This is a genomic window from Stappia sp. 28M-7 (assembly GCF_014252955.1).
In the GTDB taxonomy this organism is placed as follows: domain Bacteria; phylum Pseudomonadota; class Alphaproteobacteria; order Rhizobiales; family Stappiaceae; genus Stappia.
The window spans coordinates 3,009,416-3,021,549 of record NZ_JACMIA010000001.1 but is presented as its reverse complement, the minus strand read 5'-3'; the positions used below and the strand labels follow the sequence as shown (position 1 = coordinate 3,021,549).

The following is a 12,134-nucleotide window of genomic DNA, read 5'->3' as shown; positions in this document are numbered from 1 at the left end:
TGTATTTTTTGATTGTCGCGATAGTTTTTTGTTATGAGAAACCTGACGCTCAAGCAGCTGCGCTATTTCCGCGCCCTGGCCGAGCACGGCCACTTCGGCCGGGCGGCGGAAGCCTGCTCGATTTCCCAGCCCGCGCTGTCGGTGCAGATCCGCGATCTGGAGGATGCGCTCGGCACCGAGCTGTTCGAGCGTACTGCGCGCCAGGTGCGCCTGACCTCGTTCGGCGAGGAATTTGCCAGCCGGGTCAGCGACATCCTGCAGGCGGTGGACGAGCTCGGCGATCTGGCTCGCGCCTCGCAGGACCGGCTGGCCGGGCGCCTGCGGATCGGCATCATTCCGACGATCGCGCCCTATCTCCTGCCGGCGGTGATCGCCCGGCTGACCCGCGCCAACGAGGGGCTGGACATCCATGTGCGCGAGACCGTCACGTCGCGCCTGGTGCAGGAACTTGCCGAAGGGCGCCTCGACACGGCCATCGTCGCGCTGCCGGTTTCCGAGCCGGCGCTCAGCGAGGTGGCGCTGTTTTCCGAGAACTTCGTGCTCGTCCGCCCGACGGAGGACGAAGGCAAGCCCGTGCCGAACCGCGAAGCCTTGCGCGAGATGCGCCTTCTGTTGCTGGAGGAGGGGCACTGCTTTCGCGAGCAGGCGCTGTCCTTCTGCAACATGGGCCCGGCGCAGCCGCGCGAGCTGATGGACGGCAGTTCGCTGTCGACGCTGGTGCAGATGGTGAGCGCCGGCATCGGCGTGACCCTGATTCCGGAAATGGCGCTGCCGGTGGAGACCCGCTCCGCCTCGGTTTCGGTCTCGCGCTTCGACGAGCCGCAGCCCTCGCGCACCATCGGCATGATCTGGCGCAAGGCCAGCCCGCTTGCCCGCCAGTTGCAGCAGATCGCCGATGCGGTGCGCCAGACCGCGCAGGAAATGCGGGCCCGGCCGCTGCCGGACCCACTGGGGGCGTCCGCCGATATGCCCGTCAGCGGATGAACTTGTCCACGGCCTGATTGAACGTGTCGGGATCGATCTCGGCGAGCCCGTGGCTGCCGCCCTCGATCACCAGAAGCTCGCCCTGCGGCAGCAGCTTCACGGCCTTTTCCGCCGAAGCGGCAATCGGCACGATCTGGTCGTCGGATCCGTGGATGACCAGCGCCGGAACGTCGATCTTCTTCAGGTCTTCGGTGTAATCGACTTCCGAAAACTCGCGAATACAGTCGTAGTGGCCCTTGATGCTGCCGGCCATGCCTTGAAGCCAGAATTTTTCCTGCATTCCCGGCACTTTCGGTGCGCCATCACGGTTGAGGCCGTAGAAAGGCGTCGTCAGATCGAGGAAGAACTGCGCGCGGTTCTTTGCGGTGCCCTCACGGATGCTGTCGAACACTTCCATCGGCGTGCCTTCCGGATTGCTGTCCGACTTCAGCATGACCGGCGGCACGGCGCCGACCAGCACGACGCGGGCAACGCGGGCCGTGCCGTGGCGGCCGATGTAGCGGGCGACCTCGCCGCCGCCGGTGGAATGGCCGATCAGGATCGCGTCCTTGAGGTCGAGATGCTCGATCAGCTCGGCCAGGTCGTCGGCATAGCGGTCCATGTTATTCCCGTCCCACGGCTGGGAGGAGCGGCCGTGGCCGCGCCGGTCATGGGCGATGACCCGGTAGCCGTTCATGCCGAAGAACAGCATCTGCGCGTCCCAGGCATCGCCCGACAGCGGCCAGCCATGGGAGAAGAGGATGGGCTGGCCGGAGCCCCAGTCCTTGTAGAAGATCTCGGCGCCGTCGCTGGTGGTCAAGGTGCTCATTTTCTTGCCTCTTCAGGTGGTGGTGGGTCGAGGGTCAGGTAGTGGCGAACCTGCGGCGGGCTGTCGCCGGAATGGAAGCGCTGCACCTCGCGCTGCAGGTCGGCATCGTGGCCGGCGACGCGGCGGTGCTGGCGCAGGTGCTCGGCCCAGGACGAGACGAGGAACCATTCCAGCAACACGCCGGGCTCGGCGACATCCTCGGTAATGCCCCAGGCAAAGGCCCCATCGCGGCGGCGCGAGCCGGCGAGCCGATTGACCGCCTCCAGGAAGGCGGGGCGATCCTCGGCCGTGACGCGATAGGCGATGGTGATCAGCACGGGGCCGCGGTCGGCTTCGAGACTGCCTGCGAGGTCGCCGGCGACCAGGGGCTCGGGCCAGTGGTTCGAGGGGGTGAGGTCCGCTTCGCCGCGCGGCAGGCGGATCCGGTGGAAGATCACTCCGGCAAGGGCGAGCGCGACAGCCGCCGCAACAAGGGCCGCGGCAATGCCGAAGAGCTGCGCGACGCCGCCCCAGGCGAGGCTGCCGAGCGTCATTGCACCATTGAAAACAGTGAGATAGACGGCTAGCGCCCGCCCGCGCACCCAGTCCGGCAGGACGGACTGGGCCGTGCCGTTCAGCGTCGTCAGGGCGGTTATCCACGCAGCGCCGAGCATTGCGAGGAGGGCGAGCGCCGCCTCTTGCGGCGGGCCGAGGGCGAGCGCCAGCATGACCGCGCCTGCGATGAGCGAGGCGGCCAGCAGCAACCCGTCGGCATCCAGCCGGGTGCGAAGGCGCGGCAGCAGCACCGCGCCGCCGATGGCACCGAGCCCGACGGCGCCGAGCAACAGGCCGTAGAGGCCGGAACCTCCGCCCAGCAGCTGGCGGGCGACGAGCGGCAGCAGGGCCCAGACAGCGCTGGCGCACAAGAAGAACACGGCAGCGCGAAGCAGCACCACATGCAGCTCCCGGCTCTGGCGCGCGTAGCGCAGGCCGGCGCGGAAGGCGCCGCCGAAATGCTCGGCCAGCGGGTCGCTGCCCTTCGCCTTGCGCGGCCACCAGGCCAGCGCGGCGACGACCAGCACGTAGCTGAGCACGTCGACGCCATAGGTGATCGTGGTGCCGGCGGCGGTGAGCAGCAGGCCGCCGGCGGCGGGGCCGATGGCGCGGGCGACGTTGATGCCGAGCGAGTTGAGCGCGACGGCGGCCTTCATCTGCGGGCGTTCGACGAGCTCAGGCACGATGGCCTGCCAGGTCGGCGCCATCAGGGCCGCGCCCGTGCCGCCGAGAAAGGTGAGGGCGACGAGCGCGGTCAGCGACATGGCGCCGAAGGCCGACAGCAGCATCAGGGACAGGCTGACGAGGCCGAGGAAGATCTGCACGACGATGAGGAAGCGGCGGCGGTCGAGAATGTCGGACAGGACCCCGGCGGGGATGGCGAGCAGGAAGACCGGCAGCGTGGCGGCGGCCTGCACGGTGGCGATGGCGGCCGGAGAGGCGCTGAGGTCGGTGGCGATCCAGCCGCTCGCCGTATCGCGGATGAAGCTGCCGACATTGCCGATGACCGTCGCCACCCACAGGACCAGGAAGACGCGCCCGGCCAGCGGTGCGAAGGCGCCGGGGGCGGCGGCGGAGGCGGGCGTGGAGGGCTTGCTCATCCGCGTCACATCCAGCAGGCGCAGCCGAGCGCGCCGAAGAAACCCTTGAGGTCGCTGACCGGCAGCGCGGCGCCCCAGGCGCGGGCATGGTCATGGCCGTGGACATGACAGGCGCTGGCGCAGCCGCATCCGGCCGCCGCCGTGCGGGCAAGGCCCGGGTCGGGCTTGTCCGCCGCCCAGGCCGCGAAGCCGCCGTAGCGCCGCACGGGCGACCAGTCGGGCATTGCAGGCGGCAGCGGATTGTCGTCGAGGGCGGCGAAGTCGCCCGAGCCCCAGACCACGCGACCGCCGACCATCGTCAGGTCGGAGACGAGATGCGACAGCTCCGCCTCGGGAACCGAGAAATAGTCGCGGTCGGGCACCATCAGGTCGGCGAGATAGCCCGGCGCGATGCGTCCGCGCCGGCCCTCGTCGTTGCTGAACCAGGCGACCTTCTCGCTCCACATGCGCAGCGCGGTCTCGCGGTCGAGGCAGTTGGCCGCCGGCGTCACCCGCAGGCCGCCGACCGTGCGGCCGGTGACCATCCAGGCGATGGAGACCCAGGGGTTGTAGGAGGCGACGCGGGTGGCATCCGAGCCGGCGGAGACGTTGACGCCCTTGTCCAGCATGCGGGCGATGGGCGGGGTGGCGGCGGCCGCCGCCGCGCCGTAGCGCTCGACGAAATATTCGCCCTGATAGGCCATGCGGTGCTGGGTGGCGATGCCGCCGCCGAGCGCGGCGACCCGGTCGATGGAGCGCTCCGAGATCGTCTCCGCGTGGTCGAACATCCAGTTGAGGCCGGCGAGCGGGATGTCGCGGTCGACCTTCTCGAAGACGTCGAGGGCGCGGGAGATCGTCTCGTCATAGGTGGCGTGTAGCCGCCAGGGCCAGCGGTTCTCGGCGAGGATGCGCACGACCTCCTCAAGCTCGTCCTCCATGCTCTCGGCCATGTCCGGCCGGGGCTGGCGGAAATCCTCGAAGTCGGCGGCGGAGAAGACCAGCATCTCGCCGGCGCCGTTGTGGCGGAAATAGTCGTCGCCCTGGCGGTACTTCACCGAGCGGGTCCAGGCGAGGAAGTCCTCCTTCTCCTCGCCCGGCTTCTGGGTGAAGAGGTTGTAGGCGAGGCGCACGGTCATCTGCCCGGCCTCGGCCAGGGTGCGGATGATCTCGTAGTCCTCGGGATAGTTCTGGAAGCCGCCGCCGGCGTCGATCACGCCGGTGATGCCGAGCCGGTTGAGCTCGCGCATGAAATGGCGGGTGGAGTTGAGCTGGTATTCGGGCGGCAGCTTCGGCCCCTTCGCCAGGGTCGAATAGAGGATGCCGGCATTGGGCTTGGCCAGCAGCAGGCCGGTCGGGTTGCCCTTCGCATCGCGCTGGATCTCGCCGCCCGGCGGATTGGGCGTGTCGCGGTCATAGCCGACGGCGCGCAGGGCCGCCCCGTTCAGCAAGGCGCGGTCGTAGAGATGCAGCAGGAAGACCGGGGTGTCGGGCGCGGCGGCATTGATCTCGTCCAGCGTCGGCAGGCGCTTTTCCGCGAACTGATGCTCGGTGAAGCCGCCCACGACCCGGACCCATTGCGGCGGCGGCGTGATGGCGACCTGGGCGCGCAGCATGGCCATGGCGTCGGCGAGCGAGGTCACCCCGTCCCAGCGCAGCTCCATGTTGAAGTTGAGGCCGCCGCGCACGACGTGGGTGTGGTTGTCGATGAGCCCCGGCAGGACCCGCCGGCGCTGCAGGTCGATGCGGCGGGTCTGCGGGCCGGCGAGCCCAAGGATCGCGGCGTCCTCACCGACGGCGGTGAACGCACCGTCGCGGATCGCCACGGCGGACACTTCCGGCCGGGTGCGGTCGAGCGTGGTGACGCGGCCGTTGTAGAGGACGAGATCGGGGGTCATGGCATGGCCTTGCGTGAGGTCGTGTCGGGACGGGATCAGCCGGCAGCGCCGCCGCGATCCGGCGGGGCGGAGGTAGCGGTTGCCTGACGAGGATCGGTGCCGCTCGGCAGCTCGCCGCAGATGTGCGGAAGGCGATGCTCGGCGATCCAGCCGAGGGTCATGGGCGCACCGCGCAGGGCGTGGCGAACCATTGGCACCACCTGCTCGCCGAGCAGAATGCCGAGAAGGCCGACCAGCGCGACAATGGGAGGGGCGGGCGAGCGGACGTTGAGCAGGCTGTATACGATGCCGACGAGGATCCCGGCACCGAGCGAGAGAAGGTACATCTTCATGGTCGGGCACTCCGGCAGCGAGAGAATACAAAGACGGGAGCGAGGCCGCGCGGACGCGGCCCCGCCGGACTTGCCCGTCAGTGCCCTTCGGAGGCGCCGAACATCGACTTGGCGTAGATGATGCCGAGGCCGTAGGCGCCGCCGAACCTCTTCGCGATGCCGGTGGTCATGTCGTAGGTTTCGGTGCGGGCCCAGTCGCGCTGCAGTTCCAGAATGTACTGCAGCGAGGTCATCGGGCGTGCGCCCGCCTGCACCATGCGCTCCATCGCGCGCTCATGCGCCTCGTCGGAGATGTCGCCGCAGGCATCGGCGATGACATAGACCTCGAAGCCCTGCGACAAGGCCGAGAGCGCCGGGCCGACGATGCAGACGCTGGTCCACAACCCGCTCAGCACGATGCGCGGCTTGCCGATGCGGTTGACCTCGTCGATGACGGCGGCGTCCTCCCAGGTGTTCATGGAGGTGCGGTCGAGCAGCGCCTGTCCCGGGAAGGCGTCGGTGATCTCGGAGAACATCGGGCCAGAGAACGATTTCTCGGCGACGGTGGTCAGGATCGTCGGCACCTTGAAGCCGGCGGCGGCATTGGCGACGAGGGCCGCGTTGTTGCGCAAAAGCGTGGCGTCGATCGATTTGGTCGCGAAGGACATCTGCGACTGGAAGTCGATCATCACCAGCATGTGGTCGGTCGGGGAAAGCAGCAGGTCGCCGGGGGTGGGCGTGGCGGTCGGGGCCATGGACATGGATCCTCTTGCAAGGTGTGTCGGATGGCCTGACGGTAGTGTTGGCATCCCTCGGCTGTCTTGAACGGCAGTCGCCTGCACCTTGAAGGATTGTCCGTAAGTCTGCTTATGCGATCGCCGTGACGCCGTATTCGGCGCGCCAGCGGCCCGGCGACATGCCGAAGCGGCGGCTGAAAGTGCGGGTGAAGTGGCTCTGGTCGGAAAAGCCGCAGCGCCCGGCAATCTCGGCCAGCGTCAGGTCCGGCCGCCGCAGCAGGGAGCGCGCCTGCTCGATACGCATGCGCATCAGCCATTCGTGCGGCGTGCAGCCGAGTTCCTGGCGGAAGACCTGATAGAAATGCGAGCGCGAGACATTGCAGCGCCGCGCGATGTCGTCGAGCGAGACGTTGCCGTCGAGCGAGTCGCGCAGGATCTCCAGCGCCTGCCGGACCAGCGGGGAGGGCGTGCGCTCGCGCTTTTGCCGAGGGATGCGGATCGGGGCGTAGCGGTGCCGCAGATAGGTGATGAGCGCCTCGGCGACCTGGTCGATGAAGAGCTGGTCGGCGGGCTGCTGGCCGGACAGCATAGGCTGGATCGCCGACAGGAGATGGGTGACCGTCGGATCGGTCATGCCGGTCTCGAAGTCGATGCGGCGCGGCATCAGGCGCGGGCCGCTGTCGTCCTGCGGCAGGAAGCGCGCCCACGGAATTTCGACCAGCAGGAAGTCGAACTGTCCGCCGAGCTCGGCCCGGTAGGCGATCTCGAAGTCGCGCAGGTAAAGGCTGTTGCGCTGGAAGTGATGGCGATGCGCGGCCTTGCCGATGCGGATGTCGCGCCAGTGGTTCTCGCCGAGCGACATGCCGAGGACGAGGCCCTGTCCGCTCGGCGGCGTCTCGACCTTGACCGGGCACGGGCTGGCGGAGGTCTTGCGCAGGAAGGTGACGTCAGAGAGGGCGATCTCTTCGTCGCGCGCCAGATCGGTCGCGCGGCAGCCAAGACGATCGCGGGACGATGCGACAACGGTCATCACGGCACCCCTTTGATTGGGTTGTCGAGGAAGAGTTCCGGTCTTTCCGCCAATTCTGCGAAGTATTTTCCGAGCCTGTGCGACAGGCAACGGGATTTTGCATCGCACACACCTTTGCCGGGTGGCGCGCGGCGCCGATCCGGACCGGTCTCCGGCCCGGATCGGCAGTTCCGCAAGGCGGTTCAGGCGGCGGTGCGGCGGGCGCCCATGTCGAACAGCAGGGCGCGGCCGTCGGTCTGCCAGAGGAGGTCGCCGATCTCCTCTTCGCCGACCTGTAGTCCGTCTCCGGCGACCAGCCGTTCACCGTCGACCGTGGCGATGCCTTCCACCAAGTGGAGGAAGAGCCGCCGCCCGCCGGCAACGGGAAGCGCGGTGGTATCGCCCGCCAGCGGTGTCGCGATCGACACGCGGGTGTCGGACAGGAGCTTGAGCGGGGCCTCTCCTTCCTTGCCGCTGGCAAGAAGGAACCAGGTCCGGGTGGTCTCCGCCGCCGGTAGGTCGACCTGCTGGTAGGTCGGCGCGCCGCCGGTCGTGTCCGGGATCAGCCAGATCTGCAGCACATGCGCCTGCTCGCTGTCGGAGGCGTTCATCTCCGCATGGCGGATGCCGCTTCCCGCCGACATGAGCTGGAGTTCGCCAGCAGCGATCTCCGTCTCGTTGCCGAGCGTGTCGGTGTGGCGCAGCCGACCCGACAGAACCATGGTAAGGATGTCCATGTCGGAATGGCCGTGCTCGGAAAAGCCGGCGCCGGGGACGACGTGGTCCTCGTTGATCACCCGAAGGGCGGCGTAGCCTATCCGAGTGGGATCGCGGAAGCCGCCGAAGGAGAAGGTGTGCCAGGCGTCGAGCCAGCCGCTCTGCGTGCGGCCCCGGCTCATGTTCTCGTGGATCAGGACCATCGTACCGTCTCCTTGGCTGATGCGGCTGGCGGCTATTTCAGGAAGCCTACCAGCGCGTCGATTTCGTTCTGTCGGAGCTCGTGCCCGCCCTCATGGACGGCGAGCGTGATCTCGGCGCCCTGGGCCTTGAACCAGTCGATCAGGGCGCTGGTCGCGGCCGGAGGGCAGATCGGGTCCCGCTGGCCGGCGGAAATCAGCACCCTTCGCCCGGCAAGACCGGGCTGGGGCGCGGGTTCGAACGGGATCAGCGGATGCAGCAGGGCGATCCGGTCGAACAGGTCCGGCCGCAGGAAGGCGACCGAGGCCAGGATATTTGCGCCGTTGGAGTAGCCGAAGCTGTAGACCGGGCGGCCCGGATGGACCTTGCGGTGGGCCTCGACGAAGGCGGCCATCGCCTGCGTGCGGCGGGCAAGGTCGTCCATGTCGTAGACGCCTTCGCCGGTGCGGCGGAAGAAGCGTAGCGCTCCGTGCTCCGATACGTCGCCGCGCGGGGCAACGAGGCCGGCACCGGGCAGGGCTTCCTCGACGAAGCGGGCGAACTGATGCTCGTCGCCGCCGGTGCCGTGGAAGGCGAAGACCAGCGGCGCGCCGGGAGCCGGCTCCGTGGTCAGTGCGTGATAGGTATCCGTGGTCATGACGCAAGTCCCAGATGGACCGAGGGAGCAGCCTCCCGCACGGCCCTCGGGAGCCGTGCGGGAGCGTGGGATGTCAGTCCCGGATCGGGGTGAGGATCTCCTCGATCTGCGCGCGGAACTGTTCGTAGCGGGTCGGCAGCTTCAGCGCCTCGCCGAGATGGGCGGTGTCCTCGTCCCGATCGAAGCCGGGCTCGTTGGTCGCCACCTCGAAGAGGATGCCGCCGGGGGTGCGGAAGTAGATCGCCCAGAAATAGTCCCGGTCGATCACCGGCGTGACCTGGTATCCCGTGTCGAGCAGGGCCTTGCGGACCTCCAGCTGGGCCGCCCGGTTCTCCACCGCGAAGGCGATGTGATGGACCGAGCCGGCGCCCTGGCGGGCATGGCCGGCGGAGGGCGCTTCCTCGATGTCGATGACATCGGCGCCGTTGCCGCCCTCGATGGCGAAGCGGGTCCAGTTGCCGCTCCGCTCCACCTCGCGGTAGTTCATGAAGCGGAGCAGCTCGGCCGTGCCGCCGGCATCCTGCAGGCGGAAGGCCGCGCCGCGGAACCCCTGGATCGCCTCGGCCGAACCGACGCCGCCGGCTGTCCAGCCGAGGCGCTCATCGTCCGTCGTCTCCACCAGAGAAAAGCCGTCGCCGTCCGGTCCCTTGAAGCGCAGGCGCTTCTCGCCGAAAGCCTCGTACTCTTCGAGACCGCCGACGCCGAGGCCGGACAGGCGCTCCTTCCAGTAGGGCAGGGAGCCCTTCGGAACCGCAAAGTAGGTATCGCCCACCTCGCCGACGCCGGGCCGGCCTTGCACGATTTGCGGGAAGGGGAAGTAGGTCATGACTGAGCCCGGCGTGCCGGTCTCGTCGCCGTAATAGAGGTGATAGACCTCCGGGTCATCGAAGTTGACGGTCTTCTTGACGCGCCTCAGGCCGAGGCTGCGGGTGAAGAAGTCGTTGTTTTCCTGGGCATCGCCCGCCATCGAGGTGACGTGATGCAGGCCCTTGATCTGCGTGAGCATGGCGCTTGTCCCTTCTGTCGAAAAGCCGCCGGCTTGTGCCGTTGACGTGAAGATGGGGCAGGAAGGGCCTTTTGAGAATGGAATTAATTTCGCTGAGATTATTGCAGAACATGTAATAATAGTCGGCATGATCGATCTCGACCACATTCGCATCTTCCTGGCGGTCGCCGAGCACAGGAGCTTCGTGGCCGCCGCTAGGCAGCTGTCGATGACGGCGCCGACCGTGACGCGCGCGGTGAGTGCGCTGGAGCAGCAGCTCGGCGTGCAACTGCTGCTGCGCACCACGCGGCAGGTGTCGCTGACCTCGGCGGGCGCGGTCTATGCCGCGCGCATCGCGCCGTTGCTGGAGGAGTTCCGCCGCACCACCGAGGACCTGCAGGAACAGCATGGCGACGTGGCCGGCACGATCCGCATCAACGCGCCGATGTCGCTCGGCCAGCAGGTGCTGCCCGACGTGGCGGCGGGGTTCCGCAGCCAGTATCCGCAGGCGTCGCTGTCGATCAGCCTCACCGACCGCTTCATCGACATCGTGTCCGACGACTTCGACCTGGCGATCCGCATCTCCGAGGCGCCGCGCGACAAGTCGACGATCTGGCGCAAGATGTGCCTGGTGCGCCGGGTGATGGTGGCATCGCCAGCCTATCTGGCCTTGCGCGGCGTGCCCGAGACGCCAGACGACCTTTCAGGCCATTCCTGCATCGCCTATGACGAGCGCTCACAAGCCGAGACCTGGGAGCTGCGCCGCGAAGGGCGCACGCGCCGGGTGCGGGCCGGGGGCACGATCGCCGGCAACAACGGCGACCTGCTGGCGCGGCTTGCCGAAAACGGCGAGGGCATCGCCCTGCTGCCGCTGTTCATCGTCGAGGATGCATTGGCGACGGGTCGGCTCGCCCAGGTGCTGACCGATTGGGAGGCGCCCGAAATCTGGCTGACGCTCTACTATCCGCCCTATGAGCGCCTGCCGATGCGGGTTGCGAAATTCTCCGACTTCTTCGAGACCTATGTGACGAAGACGCGGCCTCTCTAGGGAGAGGCCTTCCGCGTCGTGCCTCAGGCCTGCGCCATCCGCGCCGACCGTGCCGCCCGCGAGCGGCCCCACAGGACGGCGAGAGAGCCGAGCGTCATGATCAGGCCGAACGCGGTGGTGGGGCTTGCCAATGTCACCGGCGGCAGCCAGCCGACGGCATAGGCGATGCTCTCCAGCAGCATGCACATGAAGGGGAGCGTGGCCATCGCGGCGAGATAGTTCTCGGTGCGCACCAGATAGATCGCCTTCAGCGAGAAGAACATCGAGGGGCCGCGCAAGGCGATGCCGACGGCTGCGGCAAGGATCCAGAGGAACGGATCGAGGGCAAGAGCGGGATCGGTGAGCCACGGCAGGCTGACGGGCACCAGCTCCCGCAGGCCCGGCAGCCAGGTGGCGGCGAACGCAAGGCCGAGGGCCGAGGCCAACATGACGAGTGCGCTGGCGAGCAGCATGACGCCGGTCAGGCTGGCGCGCTGGCGCATGTCGTTGGTGCGGTTGAGCGGGTGCAATTCGGCAATGGCGGTGGTGGCGACCACGCAGATCTCCGAGCCGGCCATCAGCAGGATCGCCGGATTGTGCCATCCCCCGTCGAGAGTGAAGACCAGCAACACCAGCCCGCCGACGATCAGGGCGTGTCCGGGCAATTCCTGGCGCAAGGGGCGCCGGGACAGGACGAGCCAGAGCATGACAGCGCTGATCGGCACGGAGGTGACGGCGAGAAAGGCGGCGTTCGCGGTGCTGATATGGACGAGGGCCGCGGTGAACAGGGCGGCAGTGACGATGCGCAGCGTGCCGTAGACCCAGGTCCAGGGGTTGCGCAGGGCCCCGCCGACGGCAGGCCCACGCCCGGCAACGGCGATCAGAAAGATCCCGCCGGTCAGCATCTGGATGAGCGTGAAAAGCCAGGGATCGAACCCGAAACCGATCAGCAGCATGCGGCTGACCACAAGAACAAGAGCCCAGCCGAACAGGGCCGAGACGAGCACGGTTAAGGACGACGATGTCAAGGCGGGATCCTGCCGCCACGCCGATCCGAACGGTTCGGCAGCGGTCTTGAAAAGAGGGAGGGACGATGGCTGAAGCTGGCGGCGCATGCGCCGAACCTGGCTGGGCCGCAGTTTCTCCTGCTTCATCGCCGGCGGCAAGAGGGGCGGCGGCATCCGCGCACCGGCACAAGGCGAAACCTGTG

General features: G+C 68.1%; 12 protein-coding genes. 2 read left to right on the top strand and 10 right to left on the bottom strand.

What is annotated here, in order from left to right; all coding sequences use genetic code 11:
- The first annotated feature begins 33 nt into the window (after positions 1–33).
- The gene (locus tag H7H34_RS13380; RefSeq protein WP_185925477.1) at positions 34–984 is read left to right on the top strand and encodes a LysR substrate-binding domain-containing protein; all 951 of its coding nucleotides are present in this window, start codon (positions 34–36) and stop codon (positions 982–984) included.
- Here the strand turns inward: H7H34_RS13380 and H7H34_RS13375 are convergent.
- From H7H34_RS13375 to H7H34_RS13335, 9 genes are all read right to left on the bottom strand, one after another.
- Positions 974–1,792 (bottom strand): alpha/beta fold hydrolase, encoded by an 819-nt coding sequence (locus H7H34_RS13375; RefSeq protein WP_185925476.1) that lies wholly within the window; start codon positions 1,790–1,792, stop codon positions 974–976. The genes H7H34_RS13380 and H7H34_RS13375 overlap by 11 nt on opposite strands.
- Positions 1,789–3,426, bottom strand: a complete 1,638-nt coding sequence (locus H7H34_RS13370; protein WP_185925475.1) for an MFS transporter — start codon at positions 3,424–3,426, stop codon at positions 1,789–1,791. Before H7H34_RS13370 ends, H7H34_RS13375 begins: the two co-directional genes overlap by 4 nt.
- Before the next feature lie 5 nt (positions 3,427–3,431).
- Positions 3,432–5,300, bottom strand: coding sequence for an amidohydrolase (locus H7H34_RS13365; RefSeq protein WP_185925474.1), 1,869 nt, complete (start codon positions 5,298–5,300; stop codon positions 3,432–3,434).
- A 35-nt stretch (positions 5,301–5,335) separates the two neighbouring features.
- A complete protein-coding gene (locus H7H34_RS13360) occupies positions 5,336–5,632 on the bottom strand; it encodes a DUF1427 family protein (protein ID WP_185925473.1) in 297 nt (98 codons plus the stop codon).
- A 77-nt stretch (positions 5,633–5,709) separates the two neighbouring features.
- Positions 5,710–6,366 carry a hydrolase gene (locus tag H7H34_RS13355; RefSeq protein ID WP_120267493.1) on the bottom strand — a complete coding sequence of 219 codons (657 nt, stop codon included), beginning with the start codon at positions 6,364–6,366 and terminating at the stop codon, positions 5,710–5,712.
- A gap of 112 nt (positions 6,367–6,478) precedes the next feature.
- A complete protein-coding gene (locus tag H7H34_RS13350; protein ID WP_185925472.1) occupies positions 6,479–7,378 on the bottom strand; it encodes a helix-turn-helix domain-containing protein in 900 nt (299 codons plus the stop codon).
- A gap of 182 nt (positions 7,379–7,560) precedes the next feature.
- Positions 7,561–8,277, bottom strand: a complete 717-nt coding sequence (locus tag H7H34_RS13345; protein WP_185925471.1) for a pirin family protein — start codon at positions 8,275–8,277, stop codon at positions 7,561–7,563.
- Positions 8,278–8,309: 32 nt separating this feature from the next.
- Positions 8,310–8,912 (bottom strand): alpha/beta hydrolase, encoded by a 603-nt coding sequence (locus H7H34_RS13340; protein ID WP_185925470.1) that lies wholly within the window; start codon positions 8,910–8,912, stop codon positions 8,310–8,312.
- A 73-nt stretch (positions 8,913–8,985) separates the two neighbouring features.
- Positions 8,986–9,918, bottom strand: coding sequence for a VOC family protein (locus H7H34_RS13335; RefSeq protein WP_185925469.1), 933 nt, complete (start codon positions 9,916–9,918; stop codon positions 8,986–8,988).
- Positions 9,919–10,045: 127 nt separating this feature from the next.
- Here H7H34_RS13335 and H7H34_RS13330 point away from each other — a divergent pair, with 127 nt between their 5' ends.
- Positions 10,046–10,945: a LysR family transcriptional regulator gene (locus H7H34_RS13330; protein ID WP_120267498.1), complete on the top strand. Its 900-nt coding sequence runs from the start codon at positions 10,046–10,048 to the stop codon at positions 10,943–10,945.
- 23 nt (positions 10,946–10,968) lie between these two features.
- Here the strand turns inward: H7H34_RS13330 and H7H34_RS13325 are convergent, their stop codons facing one another.
- On the bottom strand, positions 10,969–11,952 hold the full coding sequence (locus H7H34_RS13325) for an EamA family transporter (RefSeq protein ID WP_185925468.1): 984 nt from the start codon (positions 11,950–11,952) through the stop codon (positions 10,969–10,971).
- Positions 11,953–12,134 lie beyond the last annotated feature (182 nt).